The organism is Sinorhizobium sp. BJ1 (assembly GCF_002531555.1).
In the GTDB taxonomy this organism is placed as follows: domain Bacteria; phylum Pseudomonadota; class Alphaproteobacteria; order Rhizobiales; family Rhizobiaceae; genus Sinorhizobium; species Sinorhizobium fredii_B.
In genome coordinates, this window is record NZ_NWTH01000007.1 from 123,707 (window position 1) to 144,137 (window position 20,431).

General features: G+C 63.9%; 10 protein-coding genes. 5 read left to right on the forward strand and 5 right to left on the reverse strand.

Annotation, left to right across the window (positions count from 1 at the left end):
- Window positions 1-87: 87 nt before the first annotated feature.
- The 4 genes from CO676_RS12585 to CO676_RS12600 form a co-directional block, all read right to left on the reverse strand.
- Window positions 88-924: a carbon-nitrogen hydrolase family protein gene (locus tag CO676_RS12585; RefSeq protein WP_179875476.1), complete on the reverse strand. Its 837-nt coding sequence runs from the start codon at window positions 922-924 to the stop codon at window positions 88-90.
- A gap of 91 nt (window positions 925-1,015) precedes the next feature.
- Window positions 1,016-2,170 carry an OpgC domain-containing protein gene (gene opgC, locus CO676_RS12590; protein ID WP_097521309.1) on the reverse strand — a complete coding sequence of 385 codons (1,155 nt, stop codon included), beginning with the start codon at window positions 2,168-2,170 and terminating at the stop codon, window positions 1,016-1,018.
- A 188-nt stretch (window positions 2,171-2,358) separates the two neighbouring features.
- Window positions 2,359-10,971, reverse strand: coding sequence for a cyclic beta-(1,2)-glucan synthase (gene ndvB / locus CO676_RS12595; protein ID WP_097521310.1), 8,613 nt, complete (start codon window positions 10,969-10,971; stop codon window positions 2,359-2,361).
- A 353-nt stretch (window positions 10,972-11,324) separates the two neighbouring features.
- Complete coding sequence (locus CO676_RS12600) at window positions 11,325-12,218, reverse strand: LysR family transcriptional regulator (RefSeq protein WP_014766417.1); 894 nt, start codon at window positions 12,216-12,218, stop codon at window positions 11,325-11,327.
- A 112-nt stretch (window positions 12,219-12,330) separates the two neighbouring features.
- On the opposite strand from CO676_RS12600, the gene CO676_RS12605 reads away from it, so the two are divergent.
- From CO676_RS12605 to CO676_RS12620, 4 genes are all read left to right on the forward strand, one after another.
- The gene (locus CO676_RS12605) at window positions 12,331-13,731 is read left to right on the forward strand and encodes a VOC family protein (RefSeq protein ID WP_097521311.1); all 1,401 of its coding nucleotides are present in this window, start codon (window positions 12,331-12,333) and stop codon (window positions 13,729-13,731) included.
- A gap of 10 nt (window positions 13,732-13,741) precedes the next feature.
- Window positions 13,742-15,163, forward strand: a complete 1,422-nt coding sequence (locus tag CO676_RS12610; protein ID WP_097521312.1) for an FAD-binding oxidoreductase — start codon at window positions 13,742-13,744, stop codon at window positions 15,161-15,163.
- 89 nt (window positions 15,164-15,252) lie between these two features.
- Window positions 15,253-16,785 (forward strand): aldehyde dehydrogenase family protein, encoded by a 1,533-nt coding sequence (locus tag CO676_RS12615; RefSeq protein ID WP_014766420.1) that lies wholly within the window; start codon window positions 15,253-15,255, stop codon window positions 16,783-16,785.
- Between the two features lie 25 nt (window positions 16,786-16,810).
- Complete coding sequence (locus tag CO676_RS12620) at window positions 16,811-18,043, forward strand: pyridoxal phosphate-dependent aminotransferase (RefSeq protein ID WP_097521313.1); 1,233 nt, start codon at window positions 16,811-16,813, stop codon at window positions 18,041-18,043.
- A 193-nt stretch (window positions 18,044-18,236) separates the two neighbouring features.
- Here the strand turns inward: CO676_RS12620 and CO676_RS12625 are convergent, their stop codons facing one another.
- Entirely contained in the window at window positions 18,237-18,785 is a 549-nt protein-coding gene (locus tag CO676_RS12625; RefSeq protein ID WP_014766422.1) for a cupin domain-containing protein, read from the reverse strand.
- A 146-nt stretch (window positions 18,786-18,931) separates the two neighbouring features.
- On the opposite strand from CO676_RS12625, the gene CO676_RS12630 reads away from it, so the two are divergent.
- Entirely contained in the window at window positions 18,932-20,269 is a 1,338-nt protein-coding gene (locus CO676_RS12630) for an aspartate aminotransferase family protein (protein ID WP_097521314.1), read from the forward strand.
- Window positions 20,270-20,431 lie beyond the last annotated feature (162 nt).

The following is a 20,431-nucleotide window of genomic DNA, read 5'->3' on the forward strand; positions in this document are numbered from 1 at the left end:
CCGGGGCATTGTGTCATTTAAGGCACTGCAAAGCCCCTCGAGTGGGCGCGTGCGGCGGCGGTGGCATGCTCGCGTCGCCGGAAAACTTCAGTAACCGCTTCTGTCGCGACTTCTCGGATCGTCCACGAACTTGTCTCGGTAGATATCTCCTTGCCTTGCTTTGGCACGCCATGGCCGAGCCTTCCGAAGCGGAATCTCGTAAGCTGGGTCATCTCGATCGAGCGTTGCAATCGCGAAGCCAGGCTCGAGAGACGCCGAGCATAGGCTGATCCATCGTCCATCAGGCCCGATCGTACCCGCGGCTCCCTCATCGGCGGTTTGCGCCGGCGTCGCTGCGCCTATCCAAAGGCAGTTCAACACCGCATGTGCCTGTAGCGCGATCCGGAAATGCGCGGGAATGCCGTAGGAAGAGAAGAGAACCACATCGACGCCGAAACGCTCGTACTCGGCGAATACCTCGGAAAACTGGGACTCGATGCACACCGCTGAACCGAAACGATAGCCATCTATCTCAAACGTGATCGGTTCGGTTCCGGGGGTGTACCAGCCGCCCAGCTCAGTGTTCGACAGATATCGTTTGTCGTATCTCGTAAGCAAATTCCCGTCGTCCGCGAAGACGTAGAGGCTGTTGTGAGGCGGATAAGCGGCGGAGAGCCGATGCGCAGCGCCGACGACGGCAAAGATACGAAACTGCCTGCAAGTATCGGCTATGGACCGAAGCTCGGCTTCCTGACGATCCCAATCGAAAGTCCGCCAGCGATCAGGACTTCGTATCTGCGCTTTGCCATAACCCGAGAGGGCGCCTTCGCAGAAACTGATCAGTCGCGCACCCTGATCCGCAGCACTCTTGATCATCCCGCGTATCGCGGCTCCATTGACCGAAACCTCCTGGGAGACGGTGGTTTGCGCTGTCGCCAATTTCAACGGATGCTTCTCCGCGTCGCAAATCAATAAATTCCTGGAGGCATCTAAATCCTAACCAGGCCATGCAAGTCTAACCGATCTGACGCGCCTCCTAAGCCGCACGTAGCGGCTTGGCGCCGGCCATCTCCCTCAGCCAGTCGAGATAATAGGCATAGACGAAGTGCAGGCCGATGCCGGCGATGACGAAGAGGGTGCCGATCAGCGGGTTCCGGCCGGTGACGAAGAGCAGCACCTGCCCGGCCATGGCGAGGATCGTTCCGAGGATGAAGACCGGCAGCGAATGCCGGCCGACCATCACCAGCGGATGATTGCCGTCGAGCCGCGTCAGCCGGCTGACGAGCGGGGTGATCGCCAGAAGATAGGCAAGCGCCAGCACGTGCAGGAGCCGCGTCAGCGACAGGAACGTCTTGTCGAAGCCGGTCAGCACCGCCGGCAGCCCGAAGGAAAGATCGATGCTCCACCAGGAGAACAGCACCCAGGCGGCCGAGATCAGCAGATAGGCTGCTGAAGGCACGATGAGCCACCAGCTTCGCGGCAGGCGACCGCCGCGGCGCGCATGGGTCATGCAGAGAATGCCGATCACGAAGAGGAACTGCCAGGACCAGGGATTGAGGAACCAGTAGCCTTCGTCGAGGAAATTCGAGGGGACGAGCTTGAAGCAGCCGGCGGCAAGCCAGAGGGCGGCGGAAAGGACGAACAGCAGCCACGGACGATGCGTATTCAGCCACAGGATGCCGGGCAGCATCAGGAACAGCACCGCGTACATAGACAGGATGTTGTTGTAACCGAGCTGGTGGCCGAGCAGCACCATGGCGACGATGCCCTGTTCGGCCTGCTCGACGATCGGGCGGATGTTGATTTCGCCGATCAGATCCTGGCGGCCGAAATAGAGGGCGCCGCCGGCAAAGATCGCCAGCGTCACTACGCTCGTCATGATATGCGCGACATAGAGCGTCAGGGCACGACGCCAGACCTTCAAGGTCAGCGCCAGCCGAGCACCGGCCACGAACTTGCCGCCATAGGCTACACCGACCGACAGGCCGGAAATCAGCACGAAGGCCTCTGCCGAGTCGGAGAAGCCTACGTTCTTGTGCGTGAGATATTCGAGATACTGGCCCGGAACGTGGTTGATGAAGATCGTCAACAGGCAGAGCGCTCGGAAGACGTCGAGGCGGGTGTCGCGCCCTGTCGCGACGGGGGCGGTTGCAATCCGGTCTCTGCCGCCCCAAGAGGTCTTTTGCAGCATGCGGTCCTTATCCGGGTTTTGGCGCCCCGCCCCACCCCTTGTTGAAACCGGACGCCGCCCCGCCCGAGGGCGTTCCGGCAGCGTCGATGAAACCGCGACCTGAGGTCGCGCTGCCAAACTGACGGCAAAGAAAAACCGGCCTCGCACTTCCGCACAAAGCCGGTTCCTCTCCCATTCAATTCCGGCGCTTAGAGTAAAATGCCTTCATGCGCGTTTTTTGTGACACTATTATTGACGCTGACGATCAACTCACCGGTTTTTTTGTCGCGGCTGACGGAAATCCGATGGGTGGCGCCATTCAGCCTGACTTCGGCGGAATAACCATCCCATTCCTCCGGCAACACCGGCTGGATCGCCAGCTTTTCCCCCCGCTGGCGAATGCCGAGGATCCCCTCGACGCCGGCGCGGTAGAGCCAGCCGGCCGAGCCGGTATACCAGGTCCAGCCGCCGCGGCCGGCGAGGGCGCCCTCGCCATAGATATCCGCCGCCACGACATAGGGCTCCACGCGGTAATGTTCCGCACCGTCGCGACTGCGCGAATGCGATATCGGGTTCAGCATCTGAAATGCTCGCCAGGCCTCCTCCGGTCGCCCCTGAGCGGCGAAGGCCAGCACGACCCAGGTGGCCGCGTGGGTATATTGGCCGCCATTCTCGCGCACGCCCGGCGGATAGGACTTGATATAGCCGGGATCCTGCTTGGTCTTTTCGAGCGGCGGCGTGAACAGCCTGACGATGCGTTTTTCCGGATCGACCAGTTCCGCCATCACCGCATCCATGGCGCGCCCGGAACGCTCCGCGTCGCCTTCGCCCGATAGCGTGCTCCAGGATTGCGCGATCGAATCGATCCGGCACTCATTGTTTTCCGCCGAGCCGAGCGGCGATCCATCGTCATAATAGCCGCGACGATAGTAGTCGCCGTCCCAGCCGGCCTCATCGAGCGCCCGCTTGACGATATCGAGATGAGCCGCCCAGTGCGCCACGCGTGGCTCATCCTTGCGCTCACGCGCATAGGGCAGGAAGGCGCGAAGCGCTCCGGCCAGGAACCAGCCGAGCCAGACGCTCGTACCCTCGCCCGCCTCGCCGACGCGGTTCATGCCGTCGTTCCAGTCGCCGCCAAGAATCAGCGGCAGCCCGTTGGCACCGGTGCGTTTGATGGCGAGATCGAGTGCACGGGCGCAATGCTCGTAGATGTCGGCAACCTCGTCAGCGATCTCCGGCGTGTAGAAGCTGTCGTGCTGTCCCTCCTCGAGCGCAGGCCCGACGATGAAGGGCAGCTTCTCGGCGAGGATGTCCTTCGTCCCGGTGACGGTGCAATAATGCGCGACCGCATAGGCGAGCCAGACGACGTCGTCGGAAATCATCGTACGGACGCCCGCGCCGGAGCCGGGCAGCCACCAATGCTGCACGTCGCCTTCGACGAACTGTCGGGAGGCGGCGTTCAACACCTGCGCCCGCGCCAGTTCCGGCCGGTGGGTGAGGAAGGCGAGCGTATCCTGCAATTGATCGCGGAAGCCAAAGGCGCCGCTCGCCTGATAAAAGGCCGAGCGGGCCATGATCCGGCACCCGAGGCTCTGATAGGGAAGCCAGTGATTGATCATGTGGTTGAAGGCCCGGTCGGGTGTCTCCACCTTCACGACGCCAGTGAACTCGCTCCAGAAGGTCTTTGACGTCTCCAGCACCGTTTCGAATGTGCCAGCACGCAATTCCCCTAGGATTCCTTCTATTTGGTCGCTGTTGTCGGCATCGCCGAGGAAGAAGGTGACCTGCCGCTCGGCGCCCGGCTCGATGGTCAGATCCGTCGCAAGCGCCGCGCAAGGGTCGCCGTCCACTTCGGTCGACCCGGAAAGTTCGGCTCCGGAAATAACCGCCTGCGGGGCGAGGATCGCGCCGTTGCGGCCGAGGAACTCCCGGCGGCTCGCCGCGTAGCTCGCCGTCTCGCCATCGATCGCGAAGAATGCCGTGCGGCCGGCAAAATCGATGCTGTAGGGATTGGTCGCGAGAAGCGCGCTCGCAGCCTCCTGCCATTCGGTCAGCACGAAAGGCGCCGTGCGGCTGCGGTTGTTGCCGAGAACCCACTCGGCATAGCCGTAGATGCGCAGCTTGCGGGTGGCCGAACCCCGGTTGCGGATCGACAGCCGGATGAGCTTGGCCGGCAGCGATCTGTGCACGGTGTGGGTCGCCTCGATATCGAGGTCGTCCTGCTTGCTTCGGAAGTTCGAATAGCCAAGGCCGTGACGCGCTTCGAAAAGCGCCGACCTGCGCCGCGAAAGGGCTGCGTAGGGCGTCGTCACCGAACCGCTCGTCATATCGCGGATAAAGATCGCCTCGCCCGGACGGTTGACGACGGCGTCATTGCTCCAAGGGGTCAGCTGGTAGTCGCGCGAATTGCGGCTCCAGGAGAAGCTTGCTCCCTCGGCCGAGACGTGGAAGCCGAAGCCCTCGTTGGAAATGACATTGATCCACGGGTGAGGCGTCGCCTCGCCGCCGCGCAGCCGCACGACATATTCGCGCCCCCCGTCGGCAAAGCCGCCAAAACCGTTCCAGAAGTCGAGGTCGTCGCCGGAGACGGGCGCAGCCGCTCCGTCGGCCCCGTCCTGGATCACCGGCAGCAGCATCCGCGTACGCTCCTTCGCCTCTTCCGCCGGCTTTGCGTAGAGCGCGGCGGCGCGGGCGATCTGGTCGGTGATCGTGCCGTTGCGGGCGTGGAAGACGGCGCGCGCCGCCGAGATCAGCGTCGACCAGGTCTCCGGCTCCATCAGGTCGCGCCGCACCGCGAAGATGTGCTGGCGCGGGCCGTCCGAGAGGCCGCGCAGCCTCAGGTTCTCGCACATGGAATCGAGCGTGTGCTGCAGATCCTGCGCATAGGATGAGGCGCGCTCATTGACGATCACCAGATCGGCGGTGATGCCGCGGGCTCTCAGATATTCCTGCGCACGCAGCGCCTCGCGGGCGATGCCGAGGTCGCCGTCGTCATTGATCCTCAGGCAGAAGATCGGGAAGTCGCCGGAGATCGCCAGCGGCCACAGCGCCGCCTGGGAGGCGAGGCCGACCTTGACGCTCGCCGTGTCGGCGCGAAGGTGCATGTCGGGATAGACCAGGTAGCGGCCGAGCATCTGGAAGCTTGCCGCCTCCTTCGAACTGATCCCGACATGGCGCATCTGCACCTGGCTGCGGGTCCAGGCATGGATGAGCTCGTGATTGAAAGTTTCCGGGTGGCGGTAGCGGTCGATCGCCCGGTCGACTGCTTCCCGGTCCGGGGCGGCGATCGTCCAGAAGATGACGCTGACCTTCTTGCCGGCCGGAACCCGGACGACACGCCGGAGCGCCATGATCGGGTCGAGCGTATAGCCGTCGGTGCCCGAGAGGCTGACGCCCGGATCGAAGGCGGCGGCCTCCGACAGCGTGCGGCCCTGGCCGACGAAGCGGCGGCGGTCGGTTTCCGCCTGGGTGTGCCGATCGCTGCCGGCATTGTCGGTGATGAGATGCGCGACCTCGATGTCCGGGTCACTGGAACTGCGCTTGTTGCGCGACACCCGGATGACGTCGCCCTGCCGGCTGATCTCGGTGCGGATAAACATCTTCGAGAAGGCCGGATGCGCGCTGTCGGCATCGTCCATGGCGAGCACCGGCTCGGCATAGGAAGTGACTTCGATGAAGCGGTCTTCCGTGCCGGTATTGAGCAGGATGACCCGGCGGCCTTCGGCGTCGTGTTCCGTGGCGACGATGCATTCCACCTCGCTCATGAGATCGCCGACGGTCTTGACGAACTCGGCCTTGTCGTCGCCGAAGCGGGTGAGGGTCTTTTCGCCCTCGACGCGGCGCGGCTCGGCGGTCGCCGACCACCACTCGCCCGTCACCGTGTCGCGCAGGAAGATGAACGTTCCCGACCTGTCTTCCACCGGATCGGGCTTCCAACGGGTAACCGACTGGCCGTTCCAGCGCCCGTAGCCGGCGCCGGTCGCCGTTAGCATGATGGAATAGTGGCCGTTCGACAGGAAAACCGTCTCGCGGTCCTGCGCCAGCGGGTCCTCGATCAGCCGGACTTCCGGGCGCAGCAGGTCGGCCTGTCCCTTGCCGAGTGATTCCGGCTCGCGCTTGGCAGCCATCACCGGAATGTCGCGCGGCGCCTTTTCCTGCAGCAAGAGCTCCGCCGCCTCGATCACCGGATCGGCGTGGAACCATTCGCGCAATTGGCCATTGAAGACCACGTTTGCGACGGCTGCGATCGACATGCCATGATGGTGGGCGTAGTAGTTGCGCACCACGGCGCATTTCTGCCCTTCGGGCACGCGCGTCGGCGTGAAATCCACCGCATCGTGATAGCCATAGGCACCAAGGGCGCCGACTTCCCGGAGCCGCTCCAGATTGGCGAGCGCCGACTTCGGGTCGTACATGCAGGCGAGGATCGACGCGTAGGGCGCGATCACCGCATTCTGGCCGAGACCACGTTTGAGGCCCAGCGTCGGCACGCCGAAATTCGTGTACTGGTAGGTGAGCTCGTGGTCGCGCGCATTGAAGGCGGCCTCAGAGATGCCCCACGGGGTCCCGAGGCGCCGGCCATGGTTGATCTGCTCCTGCACCACCAGATTGTTCGTCTGGTTCAGGATGCCGCCTTGCCGCTCCTGTATGACGAGCGGCGGCATCAGATATTCGAACATCGAGCCGGACCAGGAGACGAGCGCGCCGCGCGCGCCGATCGGTACGATCGGCCGTCCGAGCTTGTACCAATGCTCGGTCGGCAGATCCCCCTTGGCGATTGCGAAGAGGCTCGTCAGCCGCGCTTCCGAAGCCAAAAGGTCATAGCAGGCCTCGTCGAGCTCGTTGGCGTTCACCCGGTAACCGATCGAGAGCAGCCGCCGCTCCGGCCGGAACAGGAAGCTGAAATCCATCGAGAAAGCGATGTCGCGGGCCCGGTCCTTGAGCACGAGCAGGCGCTGGCGCAGCGAGTCGATCGCCCCGAGATCGAAGACGCCGTCGGCGATGTGCGCCTCGCAGGTCGCCACCAGCGAGCCCGCCCATTTGGCCACTTCGCCGCTTTGGGCGGTGCGGACCTCATGGTCGAGATTGAGGGTAAGCTTGTGCATGTCGCGGGCAAGCACCGCCAGGTTGATGACCCGGATCGAGGCGAACTCGTGCTCGCGCTTGACGGCGGCGAGCGCGTTCTGGAAGCCGGCGATGCGCTCTTCGATCAGCCGCCGCAAAGGACGCACGGTCTTGCGGTCGTCCGGCAGTTCGTCCAGCACCTCGGCGAGGATGGCGGCGACGTCGCCGATGCCGTCGAGATTGCCCTGGACATGGGCGGAGGGCGCCTCGGCCCATTCCCGGCACATGGACGAGACTGCGATCAGGTGCCCGGCCAGATTACCGCTGTCGACCGACGAGATATAGCGCGGCTCCATCGTTTCGAGGCCGCGCGTGCGGTACCAGTTGAAGAGATGGCCGCGGTATTTGGGCATGCGATCGATCGTGGCGATCGTCTGCTCGAGCCGGGTGATCGTCTCCTCGAAGCCGATCCAGCCGAAGGAGCGCGCCGACATCGCCGACAGGAGATAGACGCCGATATTGGTGGGCGAGGTGCGCTCCGCCAGAATCGGTTGCGGAGTTTCCTGGAAATTGTCCGGCGGCAGGAAGTTCTGCTCGGCGGTGACGAAGGTCTCGAAATAGCGCCATGTCCGCCGGGCGATCTTGCGCATGTCCTCTATCGCCTCGTCGGAGACGACGAGCTGGTCTTCCGTTTCCGCCGACTGGCTGACGAACCATGCGACCGCCGGCGACGCCGCCCAGACAAGGGCAAACGGGATGCCGATGAAGGGCAGCCCGGTATCGGAGACGGCCGCGAGCGCAAGCGAAACAAGGGAGAGCGCCGGCGCCGTCCACATGGCGCGGAAATAGTCGCCGATCGAGCCGTGGCCGGCACTCTGGACCTGCGCGGCCGTCCGCCATTCGAGCATCAGCTTGCGGCTGACGAAGGTGCGGTAGAGCGACCGGACGATCGCGTCCGCCATCATCGCCGCATTGTGGGCGATGAAGACGATGCGCAAGGCAACTTGCGCATTGGCGGCGCGGATGTCGGAAAGCACCGTGTGTATATGGGCGCGGGCGACGATATCGTTGCGCCGCGGCATGATCCCGGAGATGAGCGATAGCGTCGGCGCGACGAAAAGACTGAAGATCAGCACGATCTGCCAGATCAGCGCATCCGTCGGCTGCATGTAGTACCAGCCCATGACGGAAGCAGCGAGCCAGGCGACGGGAATCAGCGAGCGGCGCAGGTTGTCGTACATCTTCCAGCGGCCGAGCATGGAGAGCCCGTTCGTCAGGCTGAAGATGTAAGGCAGGAGCTGCCAGTCGCCACGCGCCCAGCGGTGCTGACGCGACATCTCGACTTCGTAGCGGGTCGGGAAGTCCTCGACGAGCTCGATATCGGTCACCAGCGCGCAGCGCGCATAGGATCCCTCGAGCAGGTCATGGCTGAGCACCGCGTTCTCTTCGATCCGGCCCTTGAGCGCCGCCTCGAAGGCATCGACGTGGTAGAGGCCCTTGCCGGTGAAACTGCCTTCGTCGGTGATGTCCTGATAGACGTCGGAAACGGTGAAGATATAGGGATCGATGCCGCGGTTGATCGAGAAGATGCGCTGGAAGGCGGAGGCCTCGTTGCCCGTCGTCAGCGACGGCGTCACGCGCGGCTGCAGGAGGCCGTAGCCGGCTACCACCTGCTGCGTCTTGGGGTTCACGACCGGCCGGTTGATCGGGTGATAGAGCTTGCCGACCAGCTTGGTCACCGCGTCGCGCATCAGGCGCGTGTCGGAATCGAGCGTCATGACATATTGCACGTCCTCCGGCACCGTATTGGCGCCCTGGAGGAACGAGGTGTCGCGATCGCCGCGCAACAGGAGGTTGAGCTCGTGCAGCTTGCCGCGCTTGCGCTCCCAGCCCATCCAGACGCCTTCGGCCTCGTTGAACAGCCGCCGGCGGTGCAAGAGGAAGAAGCGCGTCTTGCCGTCATAGGCATAGCGGGCCGCGAGCGACGCCACTTCCCGCTTGGCATATTCGAGCACGTCCGAATCGGTCGGCGTTTCCTCGAACTTGCTGTCGGCCCAGTCGCTCAACAGAGCGAAATAGATCTCGCCACGCGGATTGGCGAGATAGTGAACCTCGAGATTGCGCACCAGCTCGTCGACATGGTCGCGCTTGGCGATCAGGCAGGGCACCACGACGAGCGTGCGGGCGTCCTCGGGGATGCCGTCGAGGAACTCGTAACCGACAAGCCGCGACGGTTTGACGAACAGCGTGACGAGCGTGTTGAACAGGCCCATCGCACCCTCGGAAGCCGGCAGCGCGAAAAGCAGCAGCATGATCAGCTTGGCGCCGTTCGGAATGTCCATCGGGCTGACGAAGGCGTAAACGGCAATCATCGCCAGGATGGTCAGAAGGATGTTCGGCCCGGCGATCGCAAACCAGTCCAGCTTGCGCACCAGGCGGATCATCCTCTGCAGCACCGACGGCGAATAGCCGATCCTCCGCTCCAGGATCTTGCGCTGTTCGCCGACAAGGAAGGCGCCGACATTCGGCTCCTGCAGCGGCGCCTCGACCGCGGCGGCGGCCCTCGCCTCCTCGACCATATCGATCGCGGTCTGCGTGACCTCGTGCTCGCTGTAGCCGGACCGGCGGGCGAGCTTTTCGATGGTGTCGCGATACGTGTTGCGCGAACCGAATTCGAGCGCCGCATAGTCCGAGCCTTCACGCAGCGTCGCGTCGATCTTGCTGACACTCTCGAACCAGACGGCCCAGTCCGTGTCGTCGATCTCGCGCAGGCTGCGGATGATATTGCTCATCGTCGCGTTGCCGGACGACAGGCGGTTCTGTTCGGCGACCAGCGCCTCCTCGACATCGGTGCCGCGCTGCTCAAGCCTTTCCTCGATCCAGCCGATGACCGCGCCGGAGGTCTGAGACCCGTCGCGCATCCGGTAGAGAAGTTGGGCGATGAAGGTGTTGTCGGCGGCAAGCGCCTCGGACTCCGCCAAAAGCGACCGGCATCGTTCCGGATCGCTCAGGCGGATGATCTGGTCGGCCACCTCGTTCGCCTTCCGCCGCATTCCGCGCGAGCGTTCGACGCGGATTGCGATGCGGCGCAGGTTTTCGATGAGGACGAAGCGCAGGATCGACGGCAGGGCCCACAATTCACCGATCTTGAGGGTCTCCTGCTCCTGGAAACCCTCGACCATCGCGGTGATGCTCTCCCGCGAAACGGTGCTGTGGGTGTGGGCCACATAGAGCCAGGCAAGCGCCATGGTGCGCGGAATGCTCGTGCCGGAAACCGACAACGTCGGCAATTGGCGGTAGAACTTGCGCGGAAAATCGCGCCGGACCTCCTGGATCGCTTCCTCCACGACATGGTGGTTGTCGAGCAGCCATTCGGCCGCCGGGGTGATCGAGGCGCCGGCTTCGACGTCGGCCGCCGTCGCCCGGTAGACACGGAAGATTTCCTTCTCGTTCTCCCGGTGTCTGGTGCGGAACTCGAAGGGAAAGAATCCCGGCAGGGATGAAACACCGCTCAGCGCAAGCTCGGCCCCGCACGCCCTGAGGTCGTCGTTCGAGAAATAGGTCGAGCGGATCGAATCGTTGTAATCGATTTGCTTCGCTTCGGGTTCGCGCGGGGTATTGGACGGCGTCGTATGTTGGAGCATGGGTATGGATTCTGTTTCCAACCGGGGTTGATTGGCCCGGTTCTCGTTGATCTGCCGGAGTGGCTGCGGCCCTGAAGTTCCAGGCGGCGCCGGCGCGTTTCTAGACACGGTCATGTGTCCCCCCATCCGCCGTCGTCATCCCGGAGCCGGAAAGCCGCGGAAGCAGGCGCTGGCCGGAACATCGGGCCCGAAGATCGCAATGCCGACGGCGCGTTGGATGTCACGGCCGGGTGATGCATCAAAGTGGCATTTTTTAGCCGCAGTGTCAGCGGCTTGCAAGGATTGCGAGCATCGCCTTGATCGATTTGCGCGGGACTGCGGCGGCAGCGCTGCGGCGCGGCCGCACCCTCCCGCTGGCTCGATGAATGCTTGACTCAAGTCCGGCCCCTTCCTGGTATGTGGCAGCGTGACGATCTCAAGAGGACCGCTTGGAAAGCCGCCTTCCACCCTCCCCGGCTGCGTCGGTCTCAGCCGACCTGCTCGCTGATCCATTCCCGGAAGGCGCGGCTGATCGGGTTTTCCAGTTTGCCTTCCGGCACGACGAGATAATAGCTGTTTTCCGTCTGCATCGGTCGATCGAGTACAATCCGCAGTGTGCCTGCGGCGAGTTCCTGTTCGATCAGATAACGGGGCAAAAGGGCAAAACCGAGACCTGCGGTCGCCGCTTCGATCACCATCGAGAATTGATCGAACCGGTTGCCCCGGTAGGCGCCGTGACTATCGACGCCGCTGGCGTCGAACCATTGCGCCCAGAGCTTCGGCCTCGTCGCAAGATGAAGCAGCGGTCCGCCGCCGATGTCTTCGGGCGTCTCGACCGAATTGGCTGCAAGAAGCGCCGGACTTGCGGCCGGTACGATGACCTCGCTGCACAGATAGCTGCAGGTGGCGCGCGCCCAGACCGGCTGGCCGTAGTGGATCGCCAGGTCGAAATTCTGCTCGTCGAAATCGAACGGCGCCGAGCGCGAGGCGATGTTGAGAACCGTGCCGGGATAGCGCCTCAGGAAATCCGGCAGGCGCGGCACCAGCCAGCGGCTGCCGAAGGTCGGAAGCGAGGCAACGGATAGGCTTGAATCCGCCCGTGCCGAGGCCATGGCACGCACCATCAGTTCCTCCGTCTGATGCAGGAGACGGCGGACCTCCGGCAGGAATTTCTGCCCCGCATCCGAAAGAATGACCCGCTGGCGGACCCGCTCGAAGAGCAGTACGCCCAATTGCGTCTCGAGGTCCTTGATCTGCCGGCTGACGGCGCTTTGGGTGAGATTGAGTTCGGCCGCCGCTTGGGTGAAGCTGCCGTGACGCGCCGCGCATTCGAAAGCCTGCAGCGTCGTCACGTCGGGAACCAGTCGGCGGCTTAACTTCATTCCGGCCTCGCATCAACATAGTCAGAAGCAGCGCGATCAATGGCCGCCGACTTTGGATATGATCAGAATTAAGAATGATCTTGTCTTCACCCTTAGCGCGAGGCGAGCCCCAGTGAAAGAGAATAGTTTCGTATCGGCCGACGATATCCGCGCCGCCTTCTCCGCCGCGATGTCCTTGATGTACCGCGAGGAGGTGCCGGCCTACGGCACGCTGATGGAACTGGTCGCGAAGGTCAATGCTGACACACTGGCGGCGGATGCGACGCTCAAGGAACGCTTGGAGGCAACTGATACGCTCGAACGCATCTCCGAGGAACGTCACGGCGCGATCCGTCTCGGCACCCCGGCGGAATTGTCGGTGATGCGCCGCGTCTTCGCGGTGATGGGCATGTATCCGGTCGGTTACTACGATCTTTCGACCGCCGGCGTGCCGGTGCATTCGACCGCTTTCCGCCCGGTGGGCGAAGCCGCATTGAAGCGCAATCCGTTCCGCGTTTTCACCTCGCTCATGCGGCTGGACCTGATCGCCGACGAGATGCTGCGCACCGAGGCGGACGCGATCCTTGAAGAACGCCGCATCTTCACGCCGGGAGCCATCGAGCTTACCGAGAAGGCCGAGCGCGGCGGCGGGCTCGACAAGGCCGATGCCGAGCGCTTCGTCGTCGAGGTGCTGGAAACCTTCCGCTGGCACGACAGGGCCAATGTGAGCGCCGAGATGTACGAGCGCCTGCATGACGCCCACCGGCTGATCGCCGACGTCGTCTCCTTCAAGGGGCCGCACATCAACCATCTGACGCCGCGCACGCTCGACATCGACCAGGTCCAGGCGTTGATGCCCGAATACGGCATTGCCCCCAAGGCCGTCGTCGAAGGGCCCCCGACCCGCAACTGCCCGATCCTGTTGCGTCAGACCTCCTTCAAGGCGCTCGAGGAAGCGGTTTCCTTCCGCGACGCCGACGGCGGCTGGAAGCCCGGCTCGCACACCGCCCGTTTCGGCGAGATCGAACAGCGCGGCATCGCGCTAACCCCGAAGGGCCGCGCCCTTTACGACCGATTGCTCGACGAATCGCGCAAGATCGTGCGTCCCTCCGCCGACGGATCCAATGCCAGGGAGTACGGAGCGGCGCTCGCCAACGCCTTTGACGCCTTCCCGGACAGTTGGACTGAAATTCGCCAGGCAGGGCTCGGTTATTTCAGCTATTCTCTGACGGAAAAGGGCCGGCAGACGAAGCTGCCCGGCCGGCGTGGTCTCGACTCGCTGATCGCCGACGGCCTCGTCCAATACGATCCGATCGTCTACGAGGACTTCCTTCCGGTCAGCGCCGCCGGTATCTTCCAGTCGAACCTCGGCGACGGCGGGCAGCAGGAATTCGTCGCGAGCCCGAACCAGAAGCGCTTCGAGGCCGACCTAGGCGCCGCCGTCCTCAACGAATTCGATCACTATGCCGGCATCGAAAAGGCATCGATCGAGAGCTGCCTCAAGGTCTTGACCGCCGCCGTGGCAGCGGAATGATACGCCGACGATGATTGAACGGGACCATATCGACGCGCTGGCACGGCTCCTTGGCGACAAGGGCGTCGTCACGCGTCCGGAAGACATGGAAGCCTACGAGACCGGCGCGCGCTACGACCGCGGCCGCGCCGCCGCCGTGCTGCGTCCGGCGAGCACCGCGGAGGTTTCCGCCGCGGTTTCTTACTGCGTGCGCAACGGCATCGCCCTCATCCCTCAGTCCGGCAATACGGGGCTCGTTTCCGGCTCGACGCCGGATAACTTCGGCAGCGAAGTGGTCCTCAGCCTCGACCGTCTGACGCGGCGCTTCGAGATCGGCCTGGACAATCGGTCAATTCGCGTCGATGCGGGCTTCCGCCTTTCCGACCTCAACAGGAAGCTCGAGGAGCACGACCTGTTCTTCCCGATCGACCTTGGCGCCGATCCGCGGCTGGGCGGCATGATCGCCACCAATACGGGCGGCTCGCGTTTCCTGAAATATGGCGACGTCCGCCGCAACACGCTGGGCTTGAAGGTGGTGCTCGCCGACGAGACAGGCACTGTGCTCGATCTCGACTGCGATCTCAGAAAGAACAATACCGGCGTCGACTGGAAGCAGATCTTCATCGGCACCTCCGGCGCTTTCGGCATCGTCACCGAATGTGTGCTCAATCTCGAGCGCCTGCCGAAGCAGACGGCAACCGCGTTCCTCGTTCCTGCGAGTGGTGCCCATGTCCTGCCGCTCCTGAACGCCGTGGAAGAGCGCCTCGGCGCCTATCTGTCAGCCTTCGAGGGAATGTCGAAGAACGCGATTGCCGCCGCCTTCGCCCATGTCCCGTCGCTCAAGAACCCTTTCCAGAGCGGCAACATCCCCGACTATGTTATCCTGGCAGAGATCTCCCGCACCTGGCCACCGCGCGAGGGCGAGCAGTCGCTCGACGCGGTTCTCGAAGGTGTGCTGGCGGAAATCTGGGAGATGGAAGAAGCGCCGCTCGCCGATGCTTTCATCGGCCCGCCGCACGAGACTTGGGCACTGCGCCATGCGCTTTCCGAAGGCGTGAAGCATCTAGGCAAGCTGATTGCCTTCGATCTGTCCTTCCGAAGGGGTGACATCATGGCCTACTGCGACCATATGAAGGCCGAAATGCCGCAGAAATTTCCCGGCGTCACGGTTTGCGATTTCGGCCATATCGGCGACGGCGGCGTCCACTTCAATCTGGTCGTCGCGAAGGATAGCCCGCTATTGACCGATCCGGCCTTCGAGCAGCGCCTGCGCGAATGGGTCTTCACTGTCGCGGTAGAGCAGTATCAGGGCAGCTTCAGCGCAGAGCATGCGATCGGCCGCCGCAACCAGGCCTATTACGATCTCTACACGCCGGAAAAACTCAAGGAGATGGCCGCCGGACTGAAGACGTTCACCTCGCCGGGAAAGCTCGGCAGTGTGCGTTTCGGTTGAGCCGCGCGGGATGAGGAAACGTGTGAAGCGGTTTTCCGCCCGCATCTCGCGCCAACCTCACAAATAAGACAACACGGGAGTCAGACGACATGAATATTGCAGCCACGAAAGTCGACGTTGCCAAGGAGGCAGCCGCCCTCCTCGACAAGATGGGCGTCGCCAGGGAACTCTATACCGGCGGCGACATGCCGTCCTACAGCCCGGTCACCGGCGAGCAGATCGCCAGCTTGAAGACCGTGTCGGCCGCCGAAGCGGCCGGGAAGATCGAACAGGCCGACGAGGCCTTCCGTGCCTGGCGGCTGGTGCCGGCGCCGAAGCGCGGCGAGCTCGTCCGGCTGCTCGGCGAGGAACTGCGTGCCTTCAAGGCCGATCTCGGCCGCCTCGTCTCGCTCGAAGCCGGCAAGATCCCGTCCGAAGGCCTCGGCGAAGTGCAGGAAATGATCGACATCTGCGATTTCGCCGTCGGCCTGTCCCGCCAGCTCTACGGCCTGACGATCGCCACCGAACGTCCCGGCCACCGAATGATGGAAACCTGGCATCCGCTCGGCGTCGTCGGCATCATCTCGGCCTTCAACTTCCCGGTCGCCGTCTGGTCGTGGAACGCAGCACTAGCGCTCGTCTGCGGCAACGCCGTCGTCTGGAAGCCGTCGGAAAAGACCCCGCTCACCGCCCTTGCCTGCGAGGCGATCCTCGAGCGCGCCCTCGCCCGCTTCGGCGATGCGCCGGCAGGCCTGTCGCAGGTGCTGATCGGCGACCGCGCAATCGGCGAGGTGCTCGTCGACCATCCGAAGGTTCCGCTTGTCTCGGCGACCGGCTCGACCCGCATGGGCCGCGACGTCGGGCCGCGCCTTGCCAAGCGCTTCGCCCGCGCGATCCTCGAGCTCGGCGGCAACAATGCCGGCATCGTCTGCCCCTCGGCCGATCTCGACATGGCGCTCCGCGCCATCGCCTTCGGCGCCATGGGCACTGCCGGCCAGCGCTGCACGACGCTCCGCCGCCTCTTCGTGCATGAAAGCGTCTATGACCAGCTCGTGCCTCGCCTGAAGAAGGCCTATCAATCGGTCTCGGTCGGCAATCCGCTGGAATCGACCGCACTCGTCGGTCCGCTCGTCGACAAGGCCGCCTTCGACAGCATGCAGAAGGCGATCGCCGAGGCCAAGAGTGAGGGCGGTGCGGTAACCGGCGGCGAACGCGTCGAGCTCGGCTACGAGAACGGCTACTACGTCAAGCCGGCTCTCGTCGAAATGCCAAAGCAGGTGGGCCCGGTGCTTGAAGAAACCTTCGCGCCGATTCTCTATGTGATGAAGTACAGCGACTTCGACGCAGTGGTCGCCGACCACAATGCGGTCGCGGCCGGACTTTCATCGTCGATCTTTACCCGCGACATGCAGGAATCGGAGCGCTTCCTGGCGGCCGACGGCTCGGATTGCGGCATTGCCAACGTCAATATCGGCACCTCCGGTGCGGAAATCGGCGGCGCCTTCGGGGGCGAAAAGGAAACCGGCGGCGGCCGTGAATCCGGCTCCGACGCCTGGAGGGCCTATATGCGCCGCGCCACCAACACGATCAACTATTCGAAGGCTCTGCCGCTGGCGCAGGGCGTCTCGTTCGACATCGAATAACTGGCGACATCGAATAGGATCGACAATGACCATCAATGCAACGGTCAAGGAGGCGGGCTTTCTGCCCGCCTCGCGGATTTCCTCGATCGGCGTTTCGGAAATCCTGAAGATCGGCGCCCGCGCCAATGCCATGAAACGGGAAGGCAAGCCGGTCATCATCCTCGGCGCCGGCGAGCCGGATTTCGACACGCCTGACCACGTCAAGCAAGCTGCCTGGGAAGCGATCCAGCGCGGCGAGACGAAATACACGGCGCTCGACGGCTCGCCGGAATTGAAGAAGGCGATCCGCGAAAAATTTCAGCGCGAGAACGGCCTTGCCTATGAGTTGGACGAGATCACGGTTGGCACCGGCGCCAAGCAGATCCTCTTCAACGCCATGATGGCGTCGATCAATCCCGGCGACGAGGTGATCATCCCGACGCCCTACTGGACTTCCTATTCGGACATCGTCCAGATCTGCGAAGGCAAGCCGGTGCTGATCGCCTGCGATGCGTCGTCCGGCTTCCGCCTGACGGCGGAAAAACTCGAGGCGGCGATCACGCCGAAGACGCGCTGGGTGCTCCTAAATTCGCCGTCGAATCCGTCGGGCGCTGCCTATGGCGCCGACGACTACCGGCCGCTGCTCGATGTTCTCCTCAAGCACCCGCATGTCTGGCTGCTCGTCGACGACATGTACGAGCATATCGTCTATGACGGCTTCCGGTTCGTCACTCCCGCCCAGCTCGAGCCGAGCCTCAAGGAGCGGACGCTCACCGTCAACGGCGTCTCGAAAGCCTATGCGATGACCGGCTGGCGGATCGGTTATGCCGGCGGCCCGCGCGCGCTGATCAAGGCGATGGCCGTCGTCCAGAGCCAGGCGACCTCTTGCCCCTCATCGGTGAGCCAGGCGGCCTCGATCGCGGCACTGAACGGCCGGCAGGATTTCCTGAAAGAACGCACCGCGAGCTTCCGGCGCCGCCGCGACCTGGTGGTGAGCGGACTGAACGCCATCGACGGCCTCGATTGCCGCGCTCCCGAAGGTGCCTTCTACACCTTCTCCGGCTGCGCCGGCATGCTCGGCAAGGCGACGCCCGAGGGTAAGCGGATTGAAACGGATACGGATTTCTGCGCCTATCTGCTCGAAGACGCCCATGTCGCCGTCGTCCCAGGCTCGGCCTTCGGCCTTTCGCCCTTCTTCCGCATCTCCTATGCGACGTCGGAGGGGGAGCTCAAGGAAGCGCTGACGCGTATCGCCGCGGCCTGCGCGCGGCTTTCCTGAGTCAGTTAAAAGAGGCGCGGAAAAGACCCCTCCCCACAGGTGGGAGAGGCCTGACCTGCCGCACCCACACCTCCTCGTTTGGACCGTTCCAGCTGGGATAGAGCTTGACGAAATGGCGCCGGGCTCAACGCGCATCAAAGCTCCTCCTCCCTGTGGGGAGGGGTTGGGGGAGGGGCATTCTCGCACCCCCTTCTCAAAACGTCGGCGGCGTGCAGGCGCTGATCACCTCGCAGGGCACCGGCCCGACGCAGCGGAAACGATGCGGCCGCCGGCTTTCGAAATAATAGGCGTCGCCCGGTCCGAGGATGCGCCGCTCGTCATCGACGGTCACCTCGAGCCGCCCGGAAAGCACGATGCCGCCCTCCTCGCCCTCATGCACCAGCGGCACCTTGCCGGTGTCCGCCCCCGGCTGGTAGCACTCCTTGAGGATCTGCAGGCTGCGGCCGAAAAGATTGTCGCCGATCTGCCGGTATGAAATCGGCCCCTTGCCGATCTCCACCAATTCCTCCGCCGCATAGAAGGCTTTGCGCGGCTTCTCCGGTTCGAAGGAAAAGAACTCGGCAAGCCCGATCGGGATGCCGTCGAGAATGCGCTTCAAGGCACCGACCGAAGGGTTCGAAGCGTTCGATTCGATGAGCGATATGGTCGAGTTGGTGACGCCCGCCCGCTTGGCCAGTTCCCGCTGGGAGAGATTGTGCATCAGCCGCACATGCCGCAGGCGGCTGCCGATGTCGACGCTCATCAGAGTTTCCCGTGTTGACGTTGTTCGGAATATCGAAATAGTATCAAACACAGCCCATAAAATACAATGACTTAGCTAAACAAAGAAAAGGACTTGTTCGGCATCCCAAATCATGGCGTCAATCCCGCACCTGATTGGAGGATCGCATGGACGCTCACAACAAATCCAACGCCCCGGTGCTCGACAGCTACTGGATGCCCTTCACCGCCAACCGCCAGTTCAAGGCGGCCCCGCGCCTGCTCGCCTCGGCCGAGGGCATGCACTACACCAGCGTCGACGGACGCAGGATTCTCGACGGCACCGCCGGTCTGTGGTGCGTCAATGCCGGCCATGGCCGCCGCCAGATCGCCGCCGCCGTCGAGCGACAGCTGACGACGATGGATTTTGCCCCCTCCTTCCAGATGGGCCATCCGATCGCCTTCGACTTTGCCGAACGCCTTGCCGAGATCGCCCCCGGCCCGGCGGCCGCCAAGCTCGACCGGGTGTTCTTCACCGGCTCCGGATCGGAGTCGGTCGACACCGCACTGAAGATCGCGCTCGCCTACCAGCGCTCGATCGGCCAGGGCACGCGCACCCGTCTGATCGGCCGCGAGCGCGGCTATCACGGCGTCGGCTTCGGCGGCATCTCGGTCGGCGGCATCCTCAACAATCGCCGTGTCTTCCCGCAGCTTCCCGGCTCCGACCATCTGCGCCACACCCATGATCTTGCCAAGAACGCCTTCGTCAAGGGCCAGCCGGAGCACGGCGCCGACCTCGCCGACGACCTCGAAAGGCTGGTGGCGCTGCACGGCGCCGAGACGATCGCCGCCTGCATCGTCGAGCCCGTCGCCGGCTCGACCGGCGTCTTGATCCCGCCGAAGGGCTATCTCGAGCGCCTGCGTGCGATCTGCGACAGGCACGGCATCCTCCTGATCTTCGACGAGGTGATCACCGGCTTCGGCCGCCTCGGCGCGACCTTCGCGGCCGACTATTTCGGCGTGACGCCGGATATCGTCACCACCGCCAAGGGGCTCACCAACGGTGCCATTCCGATGGGCGCGGTCTTTGCCAGCCGTAAGGTTCACGACGCGCTGATGCATGGGCCGGAGGGTCAGATCGAACTCTTCCACGGCTACACCTATTCCGGCCACCCGGCCGCCTGCGCCGCCGGCATTGCCACCCTCGACATTTATCGCGACGAGGGCCTGATGACCCGTGCCGCCGAACTGCAGGCGGACTGGCACGAGGCGATGCATTCGCTGAAGGGCCTGCCGCATGTCATCGACATCCGCACCATCGGCCTTATCGCCGGCATCGAGCTCCTGTCACGCGACGGCGCCCCCGGCGCCCGCGCCTACGACGTGTTCGTCGATTGCTTCGAGAGGGGTCTGCTCATCCGCGTGACCGGCGATATCATCGCTTTCTCGCCGCCGCTGATCGTCGAGAAGCAGCATTTCGGCGAGATCGTCTCTATCCTCGGCGCTGCGCTGCAGCGGGTGAAGTAACCAGATCGATACTTGGCGGCAGGGCGGCGTGTCAACAAACTCCTCCCCAACCCACAAGGGGGAGGGGCTCGGCGTTCGCTGTGATCGCCTGCTCATTTCCAACCTCTGCGTCTGCCTTAAAGGTCAATATGGAGGCCGGAAGCTGCAGCCCTTGAAGCCCCT

What these genes read in the sequence shown, in the direction of transcription:
- CO676_RS12610 (WP_097521312.1), top strand. Translation starts at nt 13,742, where the DNA reads ATGATTGAACGGGACCATATCGACGCGCTGGCACGGCTCCTTGGCGAC.
- CO676_RS12620 (WP_097521313.1), top strand. Translation starts at nt 16,811, where the DNA reads ATGACCATCAATGCAACGGTCAAGGAGGCGGGCTTTCTGCCCGCCTCG.
- opgC (WP_097521309.1), bottom strand. Translation starts at nt 2,170, where the DNA reads ATGCTGCAAAAGACCTCTTGGGGCGGCAGAGACCGGATTGCAACCGCC.
- CO676_RS12600 (WP_014766417.1), bottom strand. Translation starts at nt 12,218, where the DNA reads ATGAAGTTAAGCCGCCGACTGGTTCCCGACGTGACGACGCTGCAGGCT.
- CO676_RS12630 (WP_097521314.1), top strand. Translation starts at nt 18,932, where the DNA reads ATGGACGCTCACAACAAATCCAACGCCCCGGTGCTCGACAGCTACTGG.
- CO676_RS12625 (WP_014766422.1), bottom strand. Translation starts at nt 18,785, where the DNA reads ATGAGCGTCGACATCGGCAGCCGCCTGCGGCATGTGCGGCTGATGCAC.
- CO676_RS12615 (WP_014766420.1), top strand. Translation starts at nt 15,253, where the DNA reads ATGAATATTGCAGCCACGAAAGTCGACGTTGCCAAGGAGGCAGCCGCC.
- ndvB (WP_097521310.1), bottom strand. Translation starts at nt 10,971, where the DNA reads ATGACCGTGTCTAGAAACGCGCCGGCGCCGCCTGGAACTTCAGGGCCG.